At 69.2% G+C, this 26541-nt stretch carries 20 protein-coding genes and 1 riboswitch; of the genes, 8 read left to right on the top strand and 12 right to left on the bottom strand.

Features of this window, described 5'->3' with window-relative positions:
* Window positions 1-44 precede the first annotated feature (44 nt).
* Window positions 45-2384, top strand: coding sequence for a beta-N-acetylhexosaminidase (locus ABB34_RS07690; protein ID WP_057640685.1), 2340 nt, complete (start codon window positions 45-47; stop codon window positions 2382-2384).
* Window positions 2385-2469: 85 nt separating this feature from the next.
* On the opposite strand, the gene ABB34_RS07685 is transcribed toward ABB34_RS07690, so the two are convergent.
* Window positions 2470-2853, bottom strand: a complete 384-nt coding sequence (locus ABB34_RS07685) for a VanZ family protein (RefSeq protein WP_057640692.1) — start codon at window positions 2851-2853, stop codon at window positions 2470-2472.
* Window positions 2854-2873: 20 nt separating this feature from the next.
* On the bottom strand, window positions 2874-4058 hold the full coding sequence (locus ABB34_RS07680; RefSeq protein WP_057640683.1) for a class I SAM-dependent methyltransferase: 1185 nt from the start codon (window positions 4056-4058) through the stop codon (window positions 2874-2876).
* Between the two features lie 54 nt (window positions 4059-4112).
* On the opposite strand from ABB34_RS07680, the gene ABB34_RS07675 reads away from it, so the two are divergent.
* Window positions 4113-4850, top strand: coding sequence for a pteridine reductase (locus tag ABB34_RS07675; RefSeq protein ID WP_057640680.1), 738 nt, complete (start codon window positions 4113-4115; stop codon window positions 4848-4850).
* 147 nt (window positions 4851-4997) lie between these two features.
* On the opposite strand, the gene ppc is transcribed toward ABB34_RS07675, so the two are convergent.
* Both ppc and ABB34_RS07665 read right to left on the bottom strand, forming a co-directional pair.
* Window positions 4998-7709, bottom strand: a complete 2712-nt coding sequence (gene ppc / locus ABB34_RS07670; RefSeq protein WP_057640679.1) for a phosphoenolpyruvate carboxylase — start codon at window positions 7707-7709, stop codon at window positions 4998-5000.
* A gap of 388 nt (window positions 7710-8097) precedes the next feature.
* Window positions 8098-10605, bottom strand: coding sequence for an alpha/beta hydrolase family protein (locus ABB34_RS07665; RefSeq protein WP_057640677.1), 2508 nt, complete (start codon window positions 10603-10605; stop codon window positions 8098-8100).
* A gap of 98 nt (window positions 10606-10703) precedes the next feature.
* Window positions 10704-10795, top strand: a riboswitch (S-adenosyl-L-homocysteine riboswitch).
* 33 nt (window positions 10796-10828) lie between these two features.
* On the opposite strand from ABB34_RS07665, the gene ahcY reads away from it, so the two are divergent.
* Together ahcY and ABB34_RS07655 are read left to right on the top strand one after the other, a co-directional pair.
* Complete coding sequence (gene ahcY, locus ABB34_RS07660; protein ID WP_057640676.1) at window positions 10829-12268, top strand: adenosylhomocysteinase; 1440 nt, start codon at window positions 10829-10831, stop codon at window positions 12266-12268.
* Window positions 12269-12432: 164 nt separating this feature from the next.
* A complete protein-coding gene (locus tag ABB34_RS07655; RefSeq protein ID WP_057640674.1) occupies window positions 12433-13017 on the top strand; it encodes a YdeI/OmpD-associated family protein in 585 nt (194 codons plus the stop codon).
* Window positions 13018-13121: 104 nt separating this feature from the next.
* Here ABB34_RS07655 and ABB34_RS07650 read toward each other — a convergent pair whose 3' ends face one another.
* Window positions 13122-13676, bottom strand: coding sequence for a DUF3228 family protein (locus ABB34_RS07650; protein WP_057640671.1), 555 nt, complete (start codon window positions 13674-13676; stop codon window positions 13122-13124).
* A gap of 106 nt (window positions 13677-13782) precedes the next feature.
* Here ABB34_RS07650 and grxB point away from each other — a divergent pair, with 106 nt between their 5' ends.
* The 3 genes from grxB (at window position 13783) to ABB34_RS07635 (ending at window position 16123) form a co-directional block, all read left to right on the top strand.
* Window positions 13783-14421 (top strand): glutaredoxin 2, encoded by a 639-nt coding sequence (grxB, locus tag ABB34_RS07645; protein WP_057640670.1) that lies wholly within the window; start codon window positions 13783-13785, stop codon window positions 14419-14421.
* Window positions 14422-14584: 163 nt separating this feature from the next.
* Window positions 14585-15415, top strand: coding sequence for a methylenetetrahydrofolate reductase [NAD(P)H] (gene metF / locus ABB34_RS07640; RefSeq protein ID WP_057640668.1), 831 nt, complete (start codon window positions 14585-14587; stop codon window positions 15413-15415).
* A 135-nt stretch (window positions 15416-15550) separates the two neighbouring features.
* Window positions 15551-16123, top strand: a complete 573-nt coding sequence (locus ABB34_RS07635) for a DUF4124 domain-containing protein (protein WP_057640667.1) — start codon at window positions 15551-15553, stop codon at window positions 16121-16123.
* On the opposite strand, the gene ABB34_RS07630 is transcribed toward ABB34_RS07635, so the two are convergent.
* From ABB34_RS07630 to ABB34_RS07620, 3 genes are all read right to left on the bottom strand, one after another.
* On the bottom strand, window positions 16113-17066 hold the full coding sequence (locus ABB34_RS07630) for a Nudix family hydrolase (RefSeq protein ID WP_057640665.1): 954 nt from the start codon (window positions 17064-17066) through the stop codon (window positions 16113-16115). The genes ABB34_RS07635 and ABB34_RS07630 overlap by 11 nt on opposite strands.
* A 398-nt stretch (window positions 17067-17464) precedes the next feature.
* Window positions 17465-20176: a preprotein translocase subunit SecA gene (gene secA / locus ABB34_RS07625; protein ID WP_057640663.1), complete on the bottom strand. Its 2712-nt coding sequence runs from the start codon at window positions 20174-20176 to the stop codon at window positions 17465-17467.
* A 163-nt stretch (window positions 20177-20339) separates the two neighbouring features.
* A complete protein-coding gene (locus ABB34_RS07620) occupies window positions 20340-21290 on the bottom strand; it encodes a M23 family metallopeptidase (RefSeq protein WP_057640661.1) in 951 nt (316 codons plus the stop codon).
* 12 nt (window positions 21291-21302) lie between these two features.
* Between ABB34_RS07620 and ABB34_RS07615 the strand changes: the two genes are divergently transcribed.
* Window positions 21303-21752 carry a DciA family protein gene (locus ABB34_RS07615; RefSeq protein WP_057640658.1) on the top strand — a complete coding sequence of 150 codons (450 nt, stop codon included), beginning with the start codon at window positions 21303-21305 and terminating at the stop codon, window positions 21750-21752.
* 183 nt (window positions 21753-21935) lie between these two features.
* On the opposite strand, the gene lpxC is transcribed toward ABB34_RS07615, so the two are convergent.
* The 4 genes from lpxC to ABB34_RS07595 form a co-directional block, all read right to left on the bottom strand.
* Window positions 21936-22847, bottom strand: coding sequence for a UDP-3-O-acyl-N-acetylglucosamine deacetylase (gene lpxC, locus ABB34_RS07610; RefSeq protein WP_057640656.1), 912 nt, complete (start codon window positions 22845-22847; stop codon window positions 21936-21938).
* Window positions 22848-23209: 362 nt separating this feature from the next.
* On the bottom strand, window positions 23210-24439 hold the full coding sequence (gene ftsZ, locus ABB34_RS07605; RefSeq protein ID WP_057640690.1) for a cell division protein FtsZ: 1230 nt from the start codon (window positions 24437-24439) through the stop codon (window positions 23210-23212).
* Between the two features lie 125 nt (window positions 24440-24564).
* On the bottom strand, window positions 24565-25800 hold the full coding sequence (gene ftsA, locus ABB34_RS07600) for a cell division protein FtsA (protein WP_057640654.1): 1236 nt from the start codon (window positions 25798-25800) through the stop codon (window positions 24565-24567).
* Window positions 25797-26525: a cell division protein FtsQ/DivIB gene (locus ABB34_RS07595; protein WP_057640688.1), complete on the bottom strand. Its 729-nt coding sequence runs from the start codon at window positions 26523-26525 to the stop codon at window positions 25797-25799. Before ABB34_RS07595 ends, ftsA begins: the two co-directional genes overlap by 4 nt.
* Window positions 26526-26541 lie beyond the last annotated feature (16 nt).

Raw genomic sequence — 26541 nt, 5'->3', positions numbered from 1 at the left:
ACCTTCCCCCGCAGGGGGAAACAAATTCACCACGAGGATTCGCCATGCCCCGACACCGACGCCCCGCCACCGTCCTTGCCGCCACGCTGCTCGCCTCGCTGGTGGCCTTGGGCGGCTGTTCCTCCGGCAATGACCAAACCGCCGCCACCGCGCAGGCGCAAACCGCGGAGGTCAGCGGCGCGCCATTGATACCGCGCCCGGTTTCGCTGCAACTCGGCGAAGGCCGCTACACCGTCGACAACGCCACCGGCATCCATGCGCAGGGCGAGGCCGCAGGCCACGTGGCGGCGCAGTTCATCGAACTGCTGGGCAGGACCACGCCGCTGCAGCTGAAAACCACCAATGGCGCCGCCGGCATCAGCTTCCGCCTCGTCGAAGCCGCCGAAGGCGCATCGCCGGAAGCCTACGTGCTGGACATCGGCAACGACGGCATCAGCATCGAAGCCGGCGACGAGCGCGGCCTGTTCTACGGCGCAATGTCGCTGTGGCAGCTGCTGGCCGGGCAGCAGGCCGGTGCGGTGTCGTTGCCGGCCATGCACGTCGAGGACGCGCCGCGCTTCGGCTGGCGCGGGCTGATGCTGGATTCGGCGCGGCACTTCTGGAGCGTGGAGCAGGTCAAGTCGATGATCGACGCGATGGCCGTGCACAAGCTCAACACCTTCCACTGGCACCTCACCGACGACCAAGGCTGGCGCATCGAGATCAAGCGCTACCCCAAGCTCACCGAAATCGGCGGCTGCCGCGTGCCGCAGGGCGATGCCGGGCGCAAGGCCGATGGCTCGCCGAACCTGTACTGCGGCCATTACACGCAGGAGCAGATCCGCGACGTGGTGGCCTACGCCGCCGCGCGCCACATCACCATCGTCCCCGAGATCGACGTGCCCGGCCATGCGCAGGCGGCGGTGGCGGCCTACCCCGAGCATGGCGTGGTCGATGGCCCGACCGAGCCGTCGCACAACTGGGGCGTGAACCCCTACCTGTTCAACCCGCGCGAGGAAACGCTGCAATTCCTCGAAGGCATCCTCACCGAAGTGATCGACCTGTTCCCCGGTGCCTACATCCACATCGGCGGCGACGAGGCGGTGAAGTACCAGTGGCAGGCTTCCCCGCAGGTGCAGGCGCATATCCGCGCGCTCGGCCTGAAGGACGAGGAAGCGATGCAGTCGTACATGCTCAAGCGGCTGGATCGATTCCTCGAAGCACACGACCGCAGGCTGATCGGTTGGGACGAGATCATCGAGGGCGGGTTGCCGCCGCAGGCCACGGTAATGTCCTGGCGCGGCACCGAGGGCGGCATCGAGGCGGCCACCCACGGGCATGACGTGGTGATGACGCCGGGCCACACGCTGTACCTGGACTTCCTGCAGACCGACCTGCCGGACGAACCGCCGGGCCGGCCGAAGTTCACCCCGATGCAGAAGATCCACGCCTTCGACCCGGTGCCGGAACAACTGACGCCCGAGCAGCGCAAGCACGTGCTCGGCGTGCAGGCCAACGTGTGGACCGAACACATGCGCCTGTTCGAGCGCGTGCAGCACAACGTGTTCCCGCGCATGGCGGCGCTGGCCGAAATCGCGTGGTCGCCGGTCGAGGGCAAGGATTACGACGAATTCCTCACCCGTCTGCCGGCGCAGTTGCAGCGCTACAAGGCACTGGGCATCCCGTATGCGCAGACCGCGCTGTCGGTGGCGATGCAGCGCCGGGACGACCGCGCCAACGGCACGGTGACGGCCGAATTGTCCAACCCGATGGGCTATGCCGACATCCGCTACACCACCGACGGCAGCGCGCCCACCGCGCAATCGCCGGCCTACGATGGCCCATTGACCCTGCCGGTGCCGGCCACGCTGAAGGCCGCCGCCTTCTTCGACGGCAGGCCGCTGGCCGACGCCGCCAGCAGCTGGACGCTGGACGCCGCCTCGCTGCTGAGCCGCAACGACAAGACGCTGGCGCAATGCCCGCAGGGCGGCCGGCTGCTGCTGCGGCTGGAGGACGACAACCCGCTCGACGGCCCGCGCGAGAACTTCGACGTGAGCATCTTCAACCCGTGCTGGCTGTGGGAGAACGCGCAGTTGCAGGACGTGGCCAGCATCCACGTCCGCGCCGGGCGCCTGCCCTACAACTTCGGCCTGCTGCGCGAGGAGGAAGCCAGGCGCGGTTTCCGCAAGCCGGTCGCCGCGCATGGCGAGTTCGAGGTGCGCGACGGCTGCGAAGGCCCGGTGCTGGCCTCGGTGCCGCTGCCGGAGGCGCCGGGCACGGATGGATTCATCGAGCTGGACGCGCCGTTGCATGCGCCGGCCAACGACGTCGCCAACCTGTGCATGACCTTCAGCGGCGATACCCGGCCGCAGATGTGGGTGTTGAAGCAGGTGACGCTGCAATAACCCGTAGCAGCGGGGCTTGCCCCGCTGTGGCTTCACCGGGAAAGCCACGTGCCGGGCAAGCCCGGCACCTACGGGGGTTGCCTCGTCATCGGCGCGGCTGCAAGCGCAGCAACAGGTCGCGCAGCGGCGTGAACGCCGTCATCAGGCCAACCGACACACCCACCGTGTTGGCCAGCGCATCGAACGGATCGGCACTGCGGGTTTCAGTCAACGCGCCCTGCGCAAATTCGATGCACACGCCCATCGCCACCAGCGCCACGCCCACGGCCAGCAGCACGCAGCCGCGGCGGAACAGCTGCACCGCACCGGCGGCCAACAGGAAGTAGGCGGCGAAGTGTTCCAGCTTGTCGCTGTTTTCCGGCAGCGGCGGCAGTGGCGGCGGCGGAACCAAGCACACCACGATCACTGCCAGCACCGCCGACGCCCACAGCGTGGCCCAGAACCGATGGTGCCGCAGCGGCTTGAACATGCCGTTCACAAGCCCGCCGCTCACAGGCGCCAGGTCAAGTCGCCCATCGCGAACGCGGCCGACAGGTCCACGTCGCGGCTGAAGCCCATCACCTGGAAACGCTCGCCCATCTCGGTCGGCAGGGTCAGGCGCTTGAACTGCTCGCGCAGGCGCACGCGCCCGACTTCGTCGGTGTGCTCGTCGGCGGCTTCCAGCAACTCGGCAATGCCGTTGCCGAGCAGGAACCCGGCCTGGTGGCCATAACCGGCCAGCTCGAAGCCGGCGCCGGTGCCCGCCTCGGCCAGCGCGGTGAAATCCACCGAGGCGGTGATGTCCTGCAGGCCCGGCCACCGGTATACGTCGTTGTGCACGCGGTGACGGTAGAACGCGCGCACGGTGCCGTCGCTGCGGTCGTCCTGGTAGAACTCGTCGCGCACGTAGCCGTAATCGACGAACAGCATCGCGCCGCGGCGCAGGCCGCCGGCCACTGCCTGTATCCAGTACGGCAGCTGCGGCAGCAGTTCCGAACGATAGCCGTTGGCGAACGGGCGTTCGAGGTAACGCTCGACATGGCGCACCGCCGCGTGCAGCAGCATGTCCGCCGGCTGTGCGCCGCGCACGAAGCGGCCTTCGCCATCGAGTTCGACCGTTTCCTCGTACACCTCGCCTTCGTCGATGAAGAAGCGCGGCGTCGGCAGCGCGTCGATCACCTCGTTGGCGAACAGCACGCCGTCCCACTCGTCCTCGAACGGGCGGTCCAGCCATTCCACGCGGGCGAACAGCGCCGGTTCCAACGCTTCGCGCAGGCGATGGCGCTGGCGCTGGCGCAGGTCGGCGCTGGGTTCGAGGATCGCGTAGCGCGCCGGCGCCGCGTCCAGCTCGGCCAGCCGCTTCAGCGCGGCCTCGGCGAAGGCGCCGCTGCCGCCGCCCAGTTCCAGCACGCGCGCCTGCGCGCCGAGTTCGCGCAGTACCGGCGCCAGCGCGTTGGCGGTGGTCGCGGCGAACAGCGTGCCCAGCTCCGGCGCGGTGACGAAATCGCCGGCGGCACCGAACTTGCTGGCGCCGGCGCTGTAATAGCCCCAGCCCGGCGCGTACAGCACCAGTTCCATGAAGCGCGAGAACGGCATCGCGCCGCCCTGCGCCATGATCTCCGCGCGCAGGTGCGCGGCCAGCTGCTCGCTGTGGGCCAGCGCATCGGGTTCGGGCAGGGGCAGGTCGGAATGCATGGGACGGCGGTTTGCGGGGACAATGCACAGGATAGCCGAGCAAGGAAACCGCAGATGACCGACCCGCAACGTGTAGCCCTGGTGACCGGCAGCGCGCGCCGCATCGGCGCGGCCATCGCCCGCCACCTGCATGCGCACGGCTACCGGCTGGCGCTGCATGCGCACCACTCCGGCGAAGAGCTGCAGGCGCTGGCCTTCGACCTGGAAAGCGAGCGCCCCGGCAGCGTGCTGGCGGTGCAGGCCGACCTGCGCGAGCCGCAGGCGCTGCCGGACCTGGTCGAGCAGGTGGTGGCGCATTTCGGCCAGCTCGACGCACTGGTCAACAACGCCTCCAACTTCTTCCCCACGCCGTTCGGGCAGGTAACGGCGGCGCAATGGGACGAGCTGTTCGCGGTCAACGCGCGCGCGCCGTTCTTCCTCGCCCAGGCCGCCGCCCCGTACCTGCGCAGCCAGCGCGGGGCCATCGTCAACCTGACCGACGTGCATGCCACCCGGCCATTGCGCGAGCACCCAGCCTATTCGGCGGCGAAGGCGGCGCTGGAGATGACCACGCGCACGCTGGCGCTGGAACTGGCCCCGCACGTGCGGGTCAATGCCGTGGCGCCCGGCGCGATCCTGTGGCCGGAACAGGGCAAGAGCGAGCCGGACAAGCGCAGGCTGATGGAGCGCACCCCGCTGGCGCGCACCGGCACCCCGCACGAGATCGCCGCGGCGGTGCGCTGGCTGCTCGACGATGCAGGCTACGTCACCGGGCAGACGCTGTGGCTGGATGGCGGGCGGATGCTGACCTGAACCTGCCTCGCGGGAGCCTGCCTTCGCGCGCGCTGAGGCTATTCGTGGATGCCTCTGCGCCACGTAGGTACCGGGCTTGCCCGGTACGGGCTTTATCGGGAATGCCCCATGCGGGGCAAGCCCCACATCTACGGGCGCTCCCGCGCCTCACCCGGTGTTCTGCACACCCTGCGAGACACCATTGACGCAGGCCACCAGCGCGCGCAGCAGCGCCTCGTCCTCGCGGCCGCTCTGGCGCCAGCGGCGCAGCAGGTCCACCTGCAGGGTGCTGATCGGGTCGATGTAGGGGTTGCGCAGGCGGATCGACAGCGCCAGCCGCGGGTCGTGCTCCAGCAGTTCCTGCTGGCCGCTCAGGCGCTTGACCCAATGCGCGGTCAGCGCCAGTTCGTCGCGGATCAGCGGGAAGAAGCGCGCGTGCAGCGGCCCGGCCAGCGTCGAGAACTGTTCGGCGATGTCGATGTCGCCCTTGCTCAGCACCATCGCCATGTCGTCGAGGAAGGTGGCGAAGAATGGCCAGTCGTGCGCCATCTCCAGCAGCGTGTCCTCGTGGCCGGCGGCAGCGGCCGCCTGCAGGCCGCTGCCGACGCCGAACCAGCCGGGGATCACCGCGCGCGCCTGGCTCCACGCGAACACCCACGGGATCGCGCGCAGGTTGGACAGCGCGGCGTTCTGGCCGAGCCGGCGCGAGGGCCGCGAGCCCAGCGTCATCCGCTCGATCACGTCGATCGGCGTGGCCTGCCGGAAGTAGTCCATGAACTGCGGGTCGCCGACGAAGGCGCGGTAGGTACGCGAACTCTCGCTGGCGACGATGTCCATCACCGGCTTCCAGCGCGCCTCGCGCGGCTCCGGCGCGCGCGGGCGCAGGCTGGCGCGCAGCACCGCGCCGGCGGCCTGCTCCAGCGAGCGCAGCGCCAGCGCGCGGATGCCGTACTTGCGGTGGATCACCTCGCCCTGCTCGGTCACCCTCAAGCGCCCGCCGATACTGCCGCGCGGCGAGGCATCGACCGCATGCGTGGTCTTGGTCCCGCCACGGCTGAGCGAGCCGCCGCGGCCGTGGAAGAAACTCAGCCGCACGCGCTGTTCGCTGGCGGCGTTGAGCAGTTCCACCTGCGCCTGCTGCAGGCCCCAGCGCGAGGCGGCGATGCCGCCGTCCTTGCCGCTGTCCGAATAGCCCAGCATCACCATCTGCACGTCGCCGCGCGCGCGCAGGTGGGCGCGGTAGACCGGGTCGGCCAGCAGGTCGCGCAGGGTGGCGGTGCCGCGGCGCAGGTCGTCCACGGTTTCGAACAGCGGCGCAATGTCCAGCGGCACCGCGCCCTGCGCGTCGACCAGGCCGCCGCGGCGCGCCAGCGCCAGCACCGCCAGCACGTCGCCGCGGTCGTGCGCCATCGAGATGATGTAGGTGCCCAGCGCATCGGTGCCGTGGCGGCGGCGCGCGTCGGCCAGCGCGGCGAACGCCTTGTCCAGGCGCTGGCCGGTTTCGTCGTTGCCGGGCGGCAGCGCGGCCTCGCCGGCCGCATACGGCGACAGCGTGCCGGCGCGCGCTTCGTCGTCGAGCGCATCGAATGCCTCCTGCCCGCCCAGCACCTCGGCCAGCGCGCGCGAATGCACGCTCGACTCCTGGCGCACGTCCAGCCGCGCCAGGTGGAAGCCGAAGGTGCGTACCCGCCACAGCAGCCGGCGCACCGAGAACCAGCCGGCATGCCTGCCCTTGTTCGCCTCCAGGCTGTCGAGGATCAGCTGGATGTCGCCGATGAACTCCTCCGGCGAGGCATACGCGCCCGGCGCGTCGTCCAGCGTGGCCTGCAAGCGCGCGCGCATGCGGTCGTTGAGCAGGCGGTAGGGCATGTCGGCGTGGCGCGGGCGCGACTGCACCTGCGGCAGCAGCTGCCGGTATTCCTCGACGCGCGCGCGCACCGCATCGCTGACGCCGATCAGCTCGGTGGACTGGCTGAGCAGGCTGGCGAGCTTGAGCAGGTCCTTCAGGTACAGCTCCAGCACCGCGTTGCGCTGCGCGTCCAGGGTGGCGGTGATGGTGCCGGCGTCGACGTTGGGATTGCCGTCCATGTCGCCGCCCACCCAGGTACCGAAGCGCACCAGCCGCGGCAGCGGCAGGGTGCGGCCCCAGGTGTCGAGCAGCGCCTGTTCCAGCGATTCGTAGAACACCGGCATCACCCGGTACAGCACCCGGGCGAGGTAGAAGCCGACGTGCTCGCGCTCGTCGTCCACCGTGGGGCGCACCGGCGAGGAGTCGGCGGTCTGCCACGAGGCGGTGAGCGCCATGCGGAAGCGCGCGGCATCGGCGGCCTGTTCGCCCGGCGTGCGCTGGCCGTCGAGGTTGTCCACCAGCGCGGCCACCATCAGCTGCTCTTTTTCCAGCAGCGCGCGGCGCACCGCTTCGGTCGGGTGCGCGGTGAACACCGGCTCGATGTCGATGCGCGGCAGCCACTGCGCCAGTTCTTCCAGCGTCACGCCCTGCGCCTTGAGCTGCTGCAGCGCGTCCTGCAGCCCTTCCGGCTGCGGGCGCTTGGTGCCGGCGCGCTGGTAGTCGCGGCGGCGGCGGATGCGGTGCACGCGCTCGGCGATGTTGACCACCTGGAAATAGGTGCTGAACGCGCGCACCAGCACTTCGGCCTGGCGCGGCGCACGCCCGGCCAACTGCTCGCTCAGCGTGGACAGCGGGCCCTGGCTTTCGCGGCGCGCGATGGCAGCGGTGCGCACGTCTTCCACTTCATCGAGGAAGGCCGGTGCGACCTGTTCGGAAATGAGCTCGCCGACCATCGTGCCGAGGCGACGCACATCGTCGCGCAGGGGCAGGTCGGGGGTGGCGAAGACGACGCTGCTGCGGTACTCGTTCATCCGGAATGCCGAACCTCGGGGGAGGAAGCATTCAAGCCTAACCGAAAAAAACATCGGTTTTTGCAGTGCATCAAACCTGAAACAGTTGCATCTGCATGTTGTCCGGCCGCTGTCCGGATGGACATGGAAACGGGACGCTAGCGCCCCGGGGTGGACATGCGATGACGTCATGAAGCCGTAGATGCGGGGCTTGCCCCGCATGGAGCCTTGCCGGGAAATCCCCGTGCCGGGCAAGCCCGGCACCTACGGGTTGCATTGTGTGCGGCGGTGCGCCGCGCCGATGGGTTTCCCGCAACCGGATCGGTAGTGCCGACCAACGGTCGGCACCCACCCCGAGGGTGCAGCCCCGACCTGTCACCGGTAGTGCCGGCCACTGGCCGGCACCCCATCAACGGCGCTTGCTCTGCTCCGCCGGTGCGGCCAGCCAGCGGTCAAGCCAGTCCTCGCTTTCGGCAAGCATGGTCATGATCGATTCGCGCGCGCGGTAGCCGTGCGATTCGTTCGGCAACATCACCAGCCGTGCGGTGCCGCCCAGGCCCTTGACCGCGGCGAACATGCGTTCGCTCTGCATCGGGAAGGTGCCGGAGTTGTTGTCGTCCACGCCGTGGATGAACAGGATCGGGTCCTTGATGTCGCCGGCGTAATTGAACGGCGACATCTTCAGGTAGGTGTCCTGCGCCTGCCAGTAGTTGCGTTCCTCGGCCTGGAAGCCGAACGGGGTGAGCGTGCGGTTGTATGCGCCCGAACGCGCGATGCCAGCCTGGAACAGGCGCGTGTGCGCCAGCAGGTTGGCGGTCATGAACGCACCGTAGGAATGCCCGCCCACGGCGATGCGCCCGCGCTCGCCGACGCCACGCCGCACCACTTCGTCCACCGCTGCCTGCGCACTGGCGACCAGTTGTTCGATGTAGGTGTCGTTGGGCTCGACGTCGCCCTCGCCGATGATCGGCATGCTCGGGTTGTTGAGCACCACGTAGCCCTTGGCGAGGAACGCCTGCGGCCCCCAGTAGCTGATCGCGTTGAAGCGGTGCGGCGAGCCGGTGACCTGGCTGGCGTCGTCGGCCGACTTGAACTCGGCCGGGTAGGCCCACATCAACACCGGCCGCGGGCCGTCCTTCGCCGGGTCGTAGCCGGGCGGCAGCAGCAGGTCGGCGGTGAGCTCGACGCCGTCGTTGCGCGCGTAGCGGATCTGTTCCTTTTTCACCCCGCGCAGCTGCGGCAACGGATGCGCGAAGTGGGTCAGTTCCACCGGCGCGGCATCGCCGCCGAGCGCGTGCGCGAACAGGTTGGCCGGCACGTCGCTGGATTCGCGGTAGGTGAGGATGCGCGCGTGCTCGCCCTCGATGATCGACAGCGGCACCTCGTAGTACGGCGCCTGCGAATGGAACAGCCGTTCGCTGGCGCCGCTGGCCAGGTCGACGCGGTCGAGGAACGGGCGGTCGCCCTGCGGCGAGGCGCCGTCGCCGACGCGGTAGAAGCTGCGGCCATCGGCGCTGAGCTGCAGGCGGGTGCGGCCGGCGGCGTCGCGCCGCAGCAGCGGTTCGCCCGGGTCGCCGTAGCGGTCGTCCTCCGAGCGCGCGTACAGCAGCACCGGCGCCTGCTCCGGGTGGTCCGGCGCGATCTTCCACTGCTTCACCTGGCGGCTCTTCCACCAGTATTCGTCCAGCAGCGCCAGCCCGTCGTCCGCCCAGGTGATGCCCGCATAGCGCGAACCCAGCTGCGCCAGCGTGACCGGTGGCTTCTCGAACGGCGCGGCCTGCATCAGCACCGCGTCGCGGATGGCCGCCTCGCGCGAGGGATCGCCGCCGTCCTGCGCTTCGGCCCAGACCAGCGTGGCCGGCGCGTCGGCGCGCCAGCCGATCGCGCGCACGCCGGTCGGCACCGCGTCGTTGCCGGTCGGCAGGCCCTCGACCAGCGGCAGCTTCGCCACCGTGTGCGCCACGCGGCCCTGCGCATCGAGCACCTCGATGCGGCGCGGGAAACGGTTCACCGGCACCGCGTAGGAGAACGGCCGCTCCACGCGCTGGCCGAGCAGGTAGTTGCCATCGGGCGAGGCCGACAGGCCCAGGTACAGGCCGGGGGCGCCGATGGGCGCGCTCTGGCCGTTGATCGCCACCCGCAGCGGCTGCGCCTTCAGGTAATGCTCGAACAGGCGTGCGTCGTCCTCGTTCTTCAGCAGGTCCTGCCAGGTACGCACCGCACGCACGCCCTGCCCGGCCACGGTTTCCTGCACCGCCGGCCCGGTGGGCACGCCATCGCCCGCCGGCGCCTCGCCCTGCCCGGCCGGGCGCTGCATCACCAGCAGCGCGTCGCCGCCCGGCAGCCAGGCATAGCCGTCGGTGGCGACGCTGTTCAGCCGCTCGGCCAGCTTGCGCGCGCTGCCGGCGGCCACGTCCACCAGCCACAGCTCGTTGCGGCCGCTGGCCGGGTCGAGCTGGTTGAAGGCGAGGTAACGCTGGTCCGGCGACCATGCCAGCGACGCCACCGACAGCGGCTGCGGCAGGCCGCTGATCTGGCGCTCGACACCGTCGACGGTGGAGATCAGCCACAGCTTGCTGCCGAAGGAGAAGCGGCTGTCGGAATAGGTCTTCGGATTGATCCGCAATCCGGCCAACTTCAGCTCCGGCGCGGCGACCTGGGCGATGGACGGCAGCGGCGGGGTCTGCAGCATCGCCGCCATGTCGCGGCGGGGCGAGAGGTGCAGGCTGGGCGCGCGCGGCGCATCCACCACCGCCTGCAACGCCGCCGACGGCAGCCGGTAGCCCTGTCCGTCGCTGGCGGCGGGCTGGGCCGCGGGCGTGGCCGCCAGCAACGGCGGCACCGCCAGCAGCAGGCCCGCGCACAGCAGCAGCGCCGCGGAAGCCCGCCGTGGGCGGCGGGAAGCGAACATCGTCATGGCAATCCTCTCCAATGGAATCAGCGGGTCACGTTAACAAGCTGCGCCCGCCGGCTCCCCTGCCTTTGGTTGGGCCGGGCCACGATATAATCGCCGGCCCGTACCGAGGGGCGCTGCGACTGTCAGGCGGTTCATGCCGCCCAATACAGCCAGGCTCGGACGGCTACCCACAGAACGGCGCCCGGCGAACACGAGTCCCCTCGTACCCACCGGAGCACACCGCATGAACACCCGTACCTTCTCGCAGGAAGGCGACTACAAGATCGCCGACATCTCGCTGGCCGACTGGGGCCGCAAGGAAATCGACATCGCCGAGCACGAGATGCCGGGCCTGATGTCGATCCGCCGCAAGTACGCCGCCGCCAAGCCGCTGGCCGGCGTGCGCGTGACCGGCTCGCTGCACATGACCATCCAGACCGCGGTGCTGATCGAGACGCTGAAGGACATCGGCGGAGACGTGCGCTGGGCCTCGTGCAACATCTTCTCCACCCAGGACCAGGCCGCGGCCGCCATCGCCGCCACCGGCACTCCCGTGTTCGCGTGGAAGGGCGAGACGCTGGAGGAATACTGGGACTGCACGCTGGAAGCGCTGACCTTCAAGGCGGCCGATGGCACCCTGCTCGGCCCGGAACTGGTCGTCGACGACGGCGGCGACGTTACCCTGCTGATCCACAAGGGCTATGAGCTGGAGAATGGCAGCGACTGGGTGAACAGCGCCTCCGGCTCGCACGAAGAACAAGTCATCAAAAACCTGCTCAAGCGCGTGCATGCCGAGCGCCCCGGCTACTGGACCCGCGTGGTCAAGGACTGGAAGGGCGTCTCCGAAGAAACCACCACCGGCGTGCACCGCCTGTACCAGCTGGCCGAGGCCGGCACCCTGCTGGTGCCGGCGATCAACGTCAACGACTCGGTGACCAAGAGCAAGTTCGACAACCTGTACGGCTGCCGCGAATCGCTGGCCGACGGCCTCAAGCGCGCGATGGACGTGATGCTGGCCGGCAAGGTGGCCGTGGTCTGCGGCTACGGCGACGTCGGCAAGGGCAGCGCGCACTCGCTGCGTGCTTATGGCGCACGCGTGGTGGTCACCGAGATCGACCCGATCTGCGCGCTGCAGGCGGCGATGGAAGGCTTCGAGGTCAACACCATCGAATCCACGCTGGGTACCGGCGACATCTACGTCACCACCACCGGCAACAAGGACATCATCCGCATCGAGCACCTGAGCGCGATGAAGGACCAGGCCATCGTCTGCAACATCGGCCACTTCGACAACGAGATCCAGGTCGACGCGCTGGTGAAGTTCCCGGGCGTGCAACACGTCAACATCAAGCCGCAGGTGGACAAATACGTGTTCCCGAACGGCAACGCGATCTTCCTGCTGGCCGAAGGCCGGCTGGTGAACCTGGGCTGCGCCACCGGCCACCCCAGCTTCGTCATGTCCAACAGCTTCGCCAACCAGACCCTGGCGCAGATCGACCTGTGGGCCAACAAGGACAGCTACGAGGCCACCGTCTACCGCCTGCCGAAGAAGCTGGACGAGGAAGTGGCGCGCCTGCACCTGGAGAAGATCGGCGTGAAGCTGACCACGCTCACGCAGGAACAGGCCGACTACCTCGGCGTGCCGGTGGACGGCCCGTTCAAGCCGGAGCATTACCGCTACTGAGCGGCTTGCCGTTCGGCCGATGATTCGCGGAAACGGGTGCCGAAAGGCGCCCGTTTTCTTTTGCGTATTCCGCGAGCGGAATCGGATCGCAGCCGGCTTCGCGCGCGAAGATGTGCGAATCTTTCCGCGATCTCCGCAGACGCCGGACCCCTCGGACCGGGCCGATGACAAGCTCAAGCACACCGCGATCCAACAGGCACACGGGCACCAAGCCCGCCCCTTCCCGTTTCAAGGCCAGGCTGCGCCGCCCGGCCAAACCGGACGGCGATGCGGCGTGGGCTTTCGTGGTCCTGCCCAGGGAAGCCAGCGACACGCTGCCAAGGCGCGGGCGTACCAGCATCGAAGGCACCCTCGACGGCCATGCCTTCCAGGCCACGCTGGAACCGGACGGCCAACTGAGCCATTGGCTGCGTGTGAACGAGGCGTTGCTCGACGCCGCGAGCGTGGCCATCGGCGACGACGTCACTCTCGAAATCCGGCCGGTGGCACGCGAGCCGGAACCCGAACTGCCATCCGACCTGCGCGCGGCGCTGGCGGCCGCGCCCGAGGCCCGGGTAGCGTGGGAGGCCACCACCACCCTCGCGCGGGTGGACTGGATCCACTGGATCACCACTGCCAAACAGGCCAGGACCCGCGCGCAGCGCATCGCCAACGCCTGCGACATGCTGGCGGCCGGCAAGCGCCGGGTCTGCTGCTTCGATCCTTCCGGGTTCTACAGCAAGGCCTTCGCCGCGCCCGAAGAGGCATAGACAGCGAAGCCCGACGCGACGCCCTCAATGGGGTAGGTCGGGGCTACGCCCCCGACGCCTCTACGCCCACATCGTCGTCCGTCGGGGGCATCGCCCCGACCTGCCTAGCGCCAGTTGGCATTGTTCTCCCAGAACTCCACCGCACCGCGGTAGGCGTCGCGGTCGATCGGCACGCCCGAACCGCCTTCCTCCACGCCCAGCGCATTGCGCAGCATCGTGATCGGCGCCATCGGGATTTCCTCCGGCGTCGCCGTGTAGAGGCAGCCGACCACACCCCAGTCGGCGTCGATGGGCGAGCCTTCCTTCGCCAGCTGCTCGCGGCTGTAGAGGATGACGACCAGGTAGTCGGCCACCGGCGGCGCCACGCCCTCGAACCAGCGCACCAGCACCGGCAGTTCCTCGCGCGTGCGCGCCTCGTAGGCCGAGCGCAGCAGGTGGCGGTTGGCGTCGGTGACCGGCACCGTCAGGCAGCGCGTTGAAGTCCAGTTGCGGTGCACGTGCAGCTTGCAGAACGGCGCGTAGCCGTCGAGCACCTTCAACGGCGCATGTTCGTTGAGATGGCGCTCGAACTGCTCCGGCGTGCAGTCCTGGATGGTGTTGCCGCGCGGCGTGCGCGGGAACAGGCGGGTGCGGGCGAACGGGGTCAGGAAGATCGACATGGGCAGGTGCGTGCGTGGACCGGGGCGCATTGTCGCCGATGCCGCGGCCATGCCGGCGCCTGCCGAAAGCGGCGATCATGTCCGCCTGTCCACAACGAGCAACGCCATGGAACTCTTCATCTACGAACACTGCCCCTTCTGCTGCCGCGCGCTGATGATCGTCGGCCTCAAGCAGCTGGACGTGGACATCGGCATCATCATGGAAGGCGACGTGGAGACGCCCACGCGCATGGTCGGGCGCAAGGTGGTGCCGATCCTGCGCAGGCCGGACGGCAGCCACATGCCCGAGAGCATGGACATCGTGCACTACCTCGACCAATCCGCCGCGCCGGCCCTCGTCCAGCGCGGCGGCGATGCCGCCATCGACGCCTGGGTCGAGCGCGCGTGGCCGCTGATGCTGCGCTTGTGCGTGCCGCGCTTCACCCGCACCGACTTCCGCGAACTGGCCACGCCGGCCGCGCGCGAAGCATTCGTCGCCCGCGAAACCCGCGCCTTCGGCGACCTGCAGGCATTGCTGGACGACAGCGACAAGCTGCTTGACGAACTGCGCCCGCTGCTGGACGAGCTGGAGCCACTGCTCGCCACGCGCGGCGAGGCCATCGACGAAAGCGACTTCCGCCTGTTCCCGCTGCTGCGCTCGCTGACTATCGTCAAAGGCATCGGCTTCGGCGCCAACAGCCGGCGCTACCTCGACGCCATCAGCGCACGCTGCCGCGTCGCCCTGTTCGACGACAAGGCCGCCTGACCACGGCTTGTCCCCCTGCAGGAGCGACGTGAGTCGCGACCGGAGCTTTCCCGATAAAGCCCCGGTCGCGACTCACGTCGCGCCTACGGTCACGCCGGAAACATTTGCATATCCATCTTGATAAAGAGATATAATTCACCGCGATTCCACATCCCCGCCCGCCATGACCGCGCTCAGCTTCGAGTTCTACCCGCCCAAGACCGACGACCAGCGCGCGCAGCTCGACCGCGCCGCGAACAAGCTCAAGGTCCATGCCCCCGAATACGTGTCCTGCACCTTCGGCGCCGGCGGCTCGACGCTGAGCTACACCTCCGAGACCGTGCGCCACCTCAACCAGCACCACGGCTTCGAGGCCGCGCCGCACCTGTCCTGCGTCGGCGGCACCCGCGAGGAAATCCGCGAGCTGCTCAAGCTGTACCGCGCCATCGGCGTCAAGCGCATCGTCGCCCTGCGCGGCGACCTGCCCTCGGGCATGGGCTTCCCCGGCGACCTGCGCTATGCCTCGGAACTGATCGCCTTCATCCGCGCCGAGCATGGCGACGCCTTCCGCATCGAGGTCGGCGCCTACCCGGAGACGCACCCGCAGGCCGGCGACGCACTGGCCGATCTGCGCCACTTCAAGGCCAAGGTCGATGCCGGCGCCGACGCCGCCATCACCCAGTACTTCTACAACGCCGACGCCTATTTCCGCTTCGTCGACGACGTGCGCCGGCTGGGCGTGGACATACCGATCATCCCCGGCGTCATGCCGATCTCCAACTTCAGCCAGCTGCGGCGTTTCTCCGAGCAATGCGGCGCGGAAATCCCGCGCTGGATCGGCAAGCGCATGCAGGCCTACGGCGACGACGCCGAATCGGTGCGCGCCTTCGGTGCCGACGTGGTGGCCGCGCTGTGCGAGCGCCTGAGCGCCGGCGGCGCGCCCTCGCTGCACTTCTATACGCTCAACCTCGCCAAGCCGACCGGCGCGGTGCTGCAGCGCCTCGGCCGCGCTTGATCCACGGGCCGGGGACTTCGCTCCGGATGCATGGCACGTCGGGGACGTGACCCCGACCCACGCACTTGATTCCCGACCCTGCCGGTGGGTGCCACCGGGGCACCCGGATGCGTCCTTGCACGCTAGTCTTGGCGGATGCGACGCTCCCTCCTCCTGCTGGCTTGTTGCGCCCTGGCTCCCGCCGCCCACGCGCAGCAGGTCAACCGCTGCACCGACGCCCAGGGGCGCACTGTGTATGGCGACCAGACCTGCGAAACGATGGGCGCGCGGGCGCGCCTGCCGCCGGACACCCGCGCCGCGGGCGGCAGCGGCCTGTACCGCGACAGCTGCGCGCGGCGCCTGAGCGAGGTGGTGGCGCAGATCCGCAGCGCAGTCGATGCACGCGACGCCAACCGCTTGTCCGGCATCTACCTGTGGAATGGCCTGTCCAATGCCAGCGCCGCGCGGGTGATGGACCGGCTGGATACCATCGTGCAACGCCCCCTCGTGGACATCGCCCCGGTGTATCCGGACGACCCGGCGCTGGAAACGGTGGACGCACCCGGCACGGAGGCCCGCGGCGGCCCGATCTTCATCACCAACATGCCGGCCACGCCACCGCGGCCGGTCGCGCTGCGGCTGGAGCAGACGCTGGGCACCGGCCACGTGCCGGCGCGCACCGTGCTGAACCTGCGGCGCCAGTACAACTGTTTCTGGATCAGCCTGTAACCGGCTGCGGCCACAACGCACGGATCGCCGCCACGCCCTGCGCACCATGCCGGCGCGCTGCATCGACATCATCGGCGGCGAGGCCGCCGATGGCGTAGATCGGCAGGGCCACCTGCTCGCGCATCCGCTCGAATGCCTCCCACCCCAAAGGCGCGGCGCCCGGGTGGCTGGCAGTAGCCCGCACCGGGCCGAGCACGGCGAAATCGCAACCCAATCGCTGCGCGGCCTGCAACTGCGCCAGATCGTGGCAGGACGCAGCGACCGGCACGCCATCCGGCAGCGGGCGTCGTTCCAGCTGCAGCAGCTGTTCGCTGCCCAGGTGCACCCCCACCCCCAGCTCTCGTGCCAGTTCGATGTCGCGGTTGAGCAGCAGTTCGGCATGGCGCCCCACGCAATCCACCGCATCGCGCGCCAGGGCGATGCGCGCTTCGCTGCGCGGCGTGCGCAACTGCACGCGGCGGATGCCGCCTTCGACCGCGGCCTGCAGGCGTTCCAGCCAGGCAGCCGTCCCCGCGGCCGGTTCCGGCGTGACCAGGTAGCGGTCGGCCTGCATCAAGGCCGCCACCGCCGGCTGGTCGGCCGGCGGCATCGAATAGCGCGTCAGCTTCTCCGGCGCTACCCAGGTGATGGCCTGGCCCTCGCGGCCGCGGGCGTTGCCCTTCCACTGCCGCACGTGGCGCACCTCCAGCCGCAAGCGCTTGTCCGGGTACAGCTGCGGCACGTCCATCAGCCATTCGCCGACCTCGGCCTCGATGCCGAGCTCCTCGTGCAGCTCCCGCGCCAGCGCCTGCTCGGAGGTTTCGCCCGGCTCGCGCTTGCCGCCGGGGAACTCCCACAACCCGGCCATGTCGCTGTCGCCGGTGCGGCGGTTGAGCAGGATGCGGCCACGCGCGTCGGTGATGACGGCGGCCACGACGTGGATCGAGCGCAACGGGGGTGTCATGGCACCGAGAATGCCGAAAATCCGGTTGCCGACGCAATCTCCGGTGCCGGGTGTCGTAAAACCCTCCCCCCACCCGTGGCGCCCGACCGCTGGTCGGGCGGCAGCGCGCCTGGCGTGAACGGATGGATCAGTGCCGACCAACGGTCGGCACCCACCGGGAAATCCTGGCTCCGGGTAATGCCGGCCGCTGGCCGGCAACCTCGCATTCCCCGATATCGTGCAGATGCCGGCCAGCGGCCGGCACTACCGGATATGTCTGGAGGAAAGCCCCCCTTTTGGTAAGGGGGGCGCGCCGAAGGCGCGGGGGATCAGAGATGAAGACCGTGTGCCCATGATCCGTTGCACGGATCATGGGTGTGTAGCCCGCTCCGCGGGCTACACCACAGGTCAGCTCAGCCTCAGCTGAGCTGACCGTGGCAATGCTTGTACTTCTTGCCGCTGCCGCACGGGCATGGCTCGTTGCGGCCGACCTTGGGCTCGGCCTGCGCGGCCTGCACCTGCGCAGCTTCCTCGTCGGCGCCGTAGCCGCCGTTGTCCTGGTGCTGGAACTGCGACATGCGCAGGCGCGCCTCGGCCTGCTGGCGCTCCAGCGCCTCCATCGCCGCCACTTCCTCCTCGCTGCGGATGCGCACGCGCGCCAGCAGGTGCACGACCTCGCGCTTGACGTTCTCCAGCATCTCCGAGAACAGCTCAAAGGCTTCCTTCTTGTATTCCTGCTTGGGCTGCTTCTGCGCGTAGCCGCGCAGGTAGATGCCCTGGCGCAGGTAGTCCATGCGCGCCAGGTGTTCCTTCCAGCTCTGGTCGAGCACGGTCAGCATCACGTGCTTCTCCAGCGCGCGCATGGTCTCGCCGCCGACCGCGGCTTCCTTCCCGGTGAAATGCGTGTCGACGGCCTCGGCCACCTGCCGGGCGATGCCCTCGGCGTCCAGTTCCTCGTGCTGCCTGAACAGGCCCACCAGGTCCATCTGCACGCCCAGGTCCGATTCCAGCGTGGCCTGCAGGCCCGGCAGGTCCCACTGCTCGTCGATCGAGTTCGGCGGCACGAAGCGGGCGACCAGGTCGTAGATCACGTCGTCGCGGATGCCGTCGATGTTGTCCTTGACCGACTCGGCGTCCAGCAGCTCGTCGCGCTGGGCGTAGATCACCTTGCGCTGGTCGTTGTTGACGTCGTCGAAGTCCAGCAGGTTCTTGCGGATGTCGAAGTTGTGCGCCTCGACCTTGCGCTGCGCCTTCTCGATCTGGCGGCTGACCAGGCGGTCCTCGATGACGTCGTCTTCCTTCATGCCCATCATGCGCATCGCCTTCTGCACCCAATCCGAGGCGAAGATGCGCATCAGGTTGTCTTCCAGCGACAGGTAGAAGCGCGAGGAACCCGGGTCGCCCTGGCGGCCGGAGCGGCCGCGCAGCTGGTTGTCGATGCGGCGGCTTTCGTGGCGTTCGGTGCCGACGATGTGCAGGCCGCCGGCGGCCTTCACCGCCTCGTGGCGCTGCTGCCACGCGGCCCGGGCCGCGGCCTTCTGCGCGTCGGTCGCCTCCTCGCCCAGCTCGTGCAGCTCGGTTTCCAGCGAGCCGCCGAGCACGATGTCGGTACCACGGCCAGCCATGTTGGTGGCGATGGTCACCGCACCGGGCTGGCCGGCGTTGGCGACGATGGTCGCTTCGCGGTCGTGCTGCTTGGCGTTGAGCACCTCGTGCTTCACCCCGGCCTTGCGCAGGTGCTCGGACAGCATTTCCGAGGTTTCGATCGAGGTGGTGCCCACCAGCACCGGCTGGCCGCGCCTGGCGCAATCCTCGATGTCGGCCAGCACCGCGTTGAACTTGCCGGTGCGGTTGAGGAACACCTGGTCCGGGTGGTCCTTGCGGATGGTCGGCTTGTTGGTCGGGATGACCACCACTTCCAGGCCGTAGATGCTCTGGAACTCGTAGGCTTCGGTGTCGGCCGTGCCGGTCATGCCGGACAGCTTCTTGTACATGCGGAACAGGTTCTGGAAGGTGATGCTGGCCAGCGTCTGGTTCTCGCGCTGCACCGGCACGCCTTCCTTCGCCTCCACCGCCTGGTGCAGGCCGTCGGACCAGCGGCGCCCGGCCAGGGTGCGGCCGGTGAACTCGTCGACGATCACCACCTCGCCGTCGCGCACGATGTAGTCCACGTCGCGCTGGAACAGCGCGTGCGCGCGCAGCGCGGCGTTGAGGTGGTGGACCACGGTCAGGTTCTGCGCGGCGTACAGGCCGCTGTCGTTGTCCGCGCCGATGATGCCGGCCTGCCGCAGCAGGTCCTCGGCGTGCTCCATGCCCGCTTCGGACAGGTGCACCTGCTTGCCCTTTTCATCGACCCAGTAGTCGCCCTCGCCTTCCTCGGTCTCCTGCTTGACCAGTTGCGGCACCACGCGGTTGACGCGGATGTACAACTCCGGCGAATCGTCGGCCGGGCCGGAGATGATCAGCGGGGTGCGCGCCTCGTCGATCAGGATCGAATCGACCTCGTCGACGATGGCGTAGTGCAGGCCGCGCTGGTAGCGGTCGGCGCGGCTCAGCGCCATGTTGTCGCGCAGGTAGTCGAAGCCGAACTCGTTGTTGGTGCCGTAGGTGATGTCGGCGGCGTAGGCCTCGCGCTTGTCGCCGTGCGGCATGTTCGGGTAGACCACGCCCACGCTCAGGCCCAGCCAGTTGTACAGCCTGCCCATCTGCGCGGCATCGCGCTTGGCCAGGTAGTCGTTGACGGTGACCACGTGCACGCCCTTGCCTTCCAGCGCGTTGAGGTACACCGGCAGGGTAGCCACCAGGGTCTTGCCCTCGCCGGTGCGCATCTCGGCGATCTTGCCCAGGTGCAGCACCATGCCGCCGATCAGCTGCACGTCGTAGTGGCGCATGCCCAGCACGCGCCGGGAGGCCTCGCGGCAGACCGCGAAGGCTTCCGGCAGCACCTTGTCCAGCGCCTCGCCGGCGGCGATGCGCTCGCGGAACTCGGGGGTCTTGGCCTTCAGTTCATCGTCGGAAAGCTTGCCGATTTCCGGCTCCAGCGCGTTGATTCTGGCGACGATGCGGTTGAACTGGCGGAGCTGGCGTTCGTTGCGGCTGCCGAAAACGCGGGTAAGCAAGCTGTTGATCATTGAAGGAACCGGTTTGGATGGAATGCCGCGCGCCCCCGCCCCGGGCGGAACCTGTCGGCACAAACGAAACAGGGCGCAGCGCGCCCCGTCGATGGCAATGCCTATTGTAGCTTGGGGCGGGCGCCTGGCGATTCAAGCGCCCGCCGCGGCCCCGCCCCGGCGATCAGCCGCGGCCGATCCGCCCCACCGGGGTGTTGCCACCCTCGCCGAGGAACTTGCGCGGGTTCATCACGCGCCCGTCCTGCCACACCTCGAAATGCACGTGGGCGCCGGTGGAGCGGCCGGTGGAGCCGGCCTTGGCCACTTCCTGCCCGGCCCGCACCAGGTCGCCCTCGCGCACGCTCAGCCGCGAGTTGTGCGCGTAGCGGGTGACGTAGCCGTTGCCGTGGTCCACGTCCACCACGTTGCCGTAGCCGCCCTTCACCCCGGCAAAGCGCACCACGCCGTCGGCCACCGCCATCACCGGGTCGCCGACGCGGGCATGGAAATCGATGCCCTTGTGGCTGGCCGCGCCGCGGCCGAACGGGTCGGCGCGGGTGCCGAACCCGGAGGTCACGTAGCTGTTGCGGATCGGCATGCGCGAGGGCACGGCGTTCTGCTCCAGCTGGTGGTCGAACAGCAGCGATTCCAGCACCGACAGCTGCCGGCCCGAATCGACGAAGCGCTGCTGCAGCATCTGTAATTCGGCATCGACCTTGCCGGCCGGGATGTCCTCGACCGGGCCGGCGTCGCCATCGCCCATGCCGGGGGTTTCGTTGAAGTCGAACTCGCCGTCCTCCAGCTTGCCCATCCGGGTCAGCCGTTCGCCCAGCGCGTTCAGCCGGGTGGCCTGCGCCTGCAGCTCGGCCATCCGCGCCGCCAGTGCGTTGACCTGGGTCTGCGCGTCGGCGCGCACCTTGACCAGTTCCTGCTGCTGGCGCTCGACCTCGGTGCGCAGCATCGCGTCACCGGCCGCGCCCACCGCCAGGGTCACCCCCATGCCCAGCAGGCAGCCCAGCCCCAGCAGGCCCCCAGCCAGCGCCTTCGGTCGCTCCTCGAAAAAATCATGCAGGCGTGCCAACCGGGTTTTCGCCTGCCGCCCCCGTGTTTTGATTACGATCTTTCTGAAGGTCATCGAAGAATTCTTATGTCTGAGCCGAAATCCGGTGTTCGCTCCCGTACAGCGCCCAAACAGGCGCTGGAAGCGGTCATGGCGGACAAAGCAGGAAATCCGTTGCGGCGAGCCCTGTGGCTCGATGCGCTGGACCGGCAGTTGCGCCCCCAGTTGCCGCCCATGCTGGCAAGCCGTTGCCGGCTGGCCAATGTGGACGGCGAACACCTCGTTTTTCTCGTCGAGTCACCGGTCTGGCATGCCAAGGTGCGGCTTGCCGAACAGCAGTTGCTCGACGCGGCCCGATCCATCGGGCTGAAGGCCACGCGGGTGACCGTCAAGACTGCTACCGCGCCTGCACCCTCCCCGGTGCGCAACGACCAGCGCAGTTCCCACGCAGTAACGGCCGCCACGCACAAAGGCCTGCGCGACGCCCTGGCTTGCCTGGCGGATGTGAAAGGCACCCGGTCCGGAAACGGCGGATGATCCTCCGCCACGCTCGCGGCACCCCGAAGGTCGCCGCGACAAGCCGGCAGGAATCCTAGCCGCGACTGGAAGGGCGGGAGTTAGCGAAACGTTAAATTAAAGTTAAGCATCGCCCGGAATTCCCGCGGGCTTCACATTTCCGACACACCGCCGGCCAACGGGCGCGTTCCGCCCATTCAGCATTCAGGCGTAGGCGACGTCGCCGTAGACGACGGGGCCGGGCGCGGCCGCGGCATCGTAGCGGACCCATTCCCAGGCGCTTTCATCGGCCAGCAGGGCGCGCACCAGCTTGTTGTTGAGCGCATGGCCGGACTTGAAGCCTTCGTAGGCACCGAGCACCTGACCGCCGGCCAGGTACAGGTCGCCGATGGCGTCGAGGATCTTGTGGCGCACGAACTCGTCGGCGTAGCGCAGGCCGTCGTCGTTCAGTACGCGGAACTCGTCCAGCACGATGGCGTTGTCCATCGAGCCGCCCAGGCCGAGGTTGCGCTCGCGCATGTACTCCAGGTCGCGCATGAAGCCGAAGGTGCGCGCACGGGAGATTTCCTTGATGTAGGCGGCGGTGGAGAAGTCGATTTCCGCCCGCGACTGCCGGGCCGGGATCATCGGGTGGTCGAACTGGATGGTGAAGCCGAGCTTGTAGCCCTCGTGGGGCTCGAAACGGGCGACCTTGTCGCCGTCGCGCACTTCCACCGGCTTGAGGATGCGCATGAAGCGCTTGGCCGCATCCTGCTCGGCGATGCCGGCCGACTGCAGCAGGAACACGAACGGGCCGGCCGAGCCGTCCATGATCGGCAGCTCGGCCGAGGACAGTTCGACGATGGCGTTGTCGATGCCGAGGCCGGCCATCGCCGACATCAGGTGCTCGACGGTCTGGATCTTGGCGCCCTCGCAGGTCAGGCCGGTGCACAGGGTCACCTCGGTGACCAGGTCGGCACGGGCCGGCACTTCCACCACCGGGTCCAGGTCCACGCGACGGAACACGATGCCGTGGTCGACCGGGGCCGGGCGCAGGGTCATGTAGACCTTGTCGCCGCTGTGCAGGCCGACGCCGGTGGCGCGGATCGTGTTCTTGAGGGTGCGCTGCTGGATCATGGGTTCGGGATCGGAGGCCGTGCAGGCACGGACATTCAAACAAGAATAACACGCGTTACCACGCGCCCTGCCGCCGCGAAGCGGCCTGCGCCGGCAGCGCCGCGCTGCCGAAAATGCCGCCGGTCCGGCACCGGACCGGCGACAAAGGACATGGTGCCGCCCGCCGGGGAGGACAACCCCGGCGTCGTGTTGCCGCGGCCGGGCGGCCAGGGCCACCCGGTCGTTCCGCTGCGGTCAGTCGGCCTGGCGACGCAGGGCGAACCGCCGCGTTTGCGAAGCACTGCTTCGCGCGGCGGTGAGCGCCCGGCCACGGATGGCCGGGCCGGACGTCCCGCAGTCGCGATGCCTCGCCAGGGATGGCATCAGTCGGCCTGGCGACGCAGGAACGCCGGAATGTCCAGGTAGTCGCTGGGCAGTTCGGCGGCGGCGGTCGGCGCGGCCGGGGCCGATGCGGCCACCGTGTCCGAGCTCGGGCGGCGCAGGCCGGTGCTGAGCGAGCTGCCGACCGCGCGGGCCACGGCGTCGGCCGGGCTCTCGTAGTCGCCGCCGAACTCCGGCTGGCCGGTGGTGGCGTTGCGCACCAGCTTGATCGGCGCGCGCTCGCCGGGACGCTGGGCGCCCTTGGCGACGGCACGGTTCAGGCCGGTGGCGACCACGGTCACCTTGATCTCGTCGCCCAGGTCCGGGTCGATCACGGTGCCGATGACCACGGTGGCGTCCTCCGAGGCGAAGGCGTGCACGGTGCGGCCGATCTCGTCGAACTCGCTCATGGTGATGTCGGTGCCGGCGCTGATGTTGACCAGCACGCCGTTGGCGCCGGCCAGGTTGACGTCGTCCAGCAGCGGGTTCTGGATCGCGGCCTCGGCGGCGGCCTGGGCGCGGTCGTCGCCGCGGGCGGTGCCGGTGCCCATCATCGCCAGGCCCATTTCCGACATCACGGTGCGCACGTCGGCGAAGTCGACGTTGATCAGGCCCGGGCGCACGATCAGGTCGGCGATGCCCTGCACCGCGCCCTGCAGCACGTCGTTGGCGGCGCGGAAGGCCTGCACCATCGTCGCGTTGCGGCCGAGCACGGTGATCAGCTTTTCATTCGGAATGGTGATCAGCGAATCGACGTGCTGGCTCAGTTCCTCGATGCCCTTGAGCGCCACCTGCATGCGGCGGCGGCCCTCGAACGGGAACGGCTTGGTGACCACGGCCACGGTCAGGATGCCCATTTCCTTGGCCAGCTGCGCCACCACCGGCGCCGCGCCGGTGCCGGTGCCGCCGCCCATGCCGGCGGTGATGAACACCATGTCCGCGCCCTGCAGGGCGTCCATGATGCGCTCGCGGTCCTCCAGCGCGGCCTGGCGGCCGACTTCCGGGTTGGCGCCGGCGCCCAGGCCCTTGGTGACGTTGGTGCCGAGCTGCAGCTGCAGCTTGGCGCCGCAGTTCTTGATCGCCTGCGAATCGGTGTTGGCGGTGATGAACTCCACGCCGTCGATGCTGCCGTTGACCATGTGCGCCACGGCGTTGCCGCCGCCGCCGCCCACGCCCACCACCTTGATCACCGCATTGGGTGCCATCTTCTCGATCAGTTCGAAATGTGCCATGTCCATGTCCTCGTTATGTTGGAACCCGACCCGTGGGCCGGCATCTCTTCTAGTTGGTGTTGCGTTACCGCCAATCGTCTTCCGCCCTTCCGCCTTCCGCTCTTTCCACAGCCGGCCCGCGACGCTCAGAACTCGCCGCGGAACCAGTTCTTCAACTTGTTGAACAACGTGCCGGCGCGCCCGACCGGCAGCGACGGCCGCCGCGGATGCTCGATCTGGCTGCCCATCAGCAGCAGGCCCACGCCGGTGGCGTGCACCGGGTTGCCGACCACTTCGCCCAGCCCGGTGACGTGCTGGGGGATGCCCACGCGCACCGGCATCTGCAGCATTTCCTCGGCCAGCTCGACCACGCCCTCCATCTTCGAGGCGCCGCCGGTGAGCACCATGCCGGCGCGCACCATCTCCTCGAAGCCGGAGCGACGCAGTTCGGCCTGCACCATCTCGAAGATTTCCTCGTAGCGGCCCTGCACCGCCTGCGCCAGCGAGGCGCGCGGCATACGCCGCGGCGGGCGGTCGCCGACCGAGGGCACCTGGATGCTTTCCTCGGCGGTGGCCAGCTGCGCCAGCGCGCAGGCGTAGCGCACCTTGATCTGCTCGGCCTCCGGGGTCGGCGTGCGCAGCATGTGCGCGATGTCGTTGGTGACGTGGTCGCCGGCGATCGGCAGCGAGGCGGTGTGGCAGATGGCACCCTGCACGAACACCGCGATGTCGGTGGTGCCGGCGCCCATGTCCACCATCACCACGCCCAGCTCGCGCTCGTCGGCGGTCAGCACCGCCACCGAGGAAGCCAGCGACGACAGCACCAGGTCATCGACCTGCAGGCCGCACTTCTGCACGCACTTGCTGATGTTGGCCGCGGCCGACTGCGCGCACACCACCAGGTGCGCGTGCACTTCCAGGCGCACGCCGGTCATGCCGACCGGGTTGCGGATGCCCTCCTGCGAGTCGTCCAGCACGTACTCGCGCGGGATCGCGTGCAGGATCTTCTGGTCGGCCGGGATCGCCACCGCCTTGGCCGCCTCCAGCACCCGGTCGAGGTCGCCCCAGGTCACCTCACCCTCGCGGATCGGGGTGATGCCCTGCGAGTTTCGGCACTGCACGTGGTTGCCGGAGATGGAGGCGTAGACCGAGCGGATCTCGCAGCCGGCCATCAGCTCGGCTTCCTCGATCGCGCGCTGGATCGACTGCACGGTCGATTCGATGTCCACCACCACGCCGCGCTTGAGCCCGCGCGATTCGTGCGAGCCGATGCCGATGACCTCGATCGGGCTGCCCGGCGAGTACTCGCCCACCAGCGCCACCACCTTGGAGGTGCCGATGTCCAGCCCGACGATCAACGATTTGTCACCCTTGCGATTCATGTCCTGTCCTGCGTCTGCTTTGTTGCCGGCGGCGGGGTTCCCCAGCTCAGCGTGAAACCATTGGTGTAGCGGAGGTCGGCGCGCACGATCGGCACCTGGGCGCGGGTGAGCTGCGGCAGCACGCGCACGAAGCGGGCCAGCCGCGAACGCGCGTCGTTGCGGCCGACGACGACCTCGGTGCCGTTGTCCAGCGCCAACGACCAGCTGCCGCGCGCGTCCATCGCCAGCCGGCGCACGTCCACCCCGGCCGGCGCGAACAGCGCGCGCGAATCGTTGTAGAGCTCGACCACTTCGGCGGTCTTGCCGTCCGGGCCGTCGAGCTGCGGCAGCGGCGCGTGCTCCAGCCCGCGTGGCACCGCGAACAGCTGGCCCTGCTCGGACAGCAGCCGGTCCTCGCCCCAGCGCGCGAACGGCCTGTGCTCGACCACGCTGACCTCCAGCACGTCCGGCCACTGCTTGCGCACCTGCGCGCTCGCCACCCACGGCAGCTGCTCCACCGCCTGCTGCGCGTCCTGCAGCCTGACCGCGAAGAAACCGGCGCGCGCATACGGCAGCAGCGCCTTCTGCAGCTCCTCGCCGGGCACGCGCTTGAACTCGCCATGCACGCGCAGCTTCGTCAGCGGCCAGCGCTCGGCGCCGACCCAGCCGTTGAGCACGGCCACCACCGGCAACGCCACCAAGGCGATGGCCAGCAGCCAGGCGAGGATGCGCAGCAGGGCGTTCATCGCGCGCACCTCCAAG

This window comes from Stenotrophomonas daejeonensis (assembly GCF_001431505.1).
GTDB classification, from domain to species: domain Bacteria; phylum Pseudomonadota; class Gammaproteobacteria; order Xanthomonadales; family Xanthomonadaceae; genus Stenotrophomonas; species Stenotrophomonas daejeonensis.
Note: the sequence above shows the minus strand (reverse complement) of the source record. Positions and strands in the feature narration are given on the sequence as shown.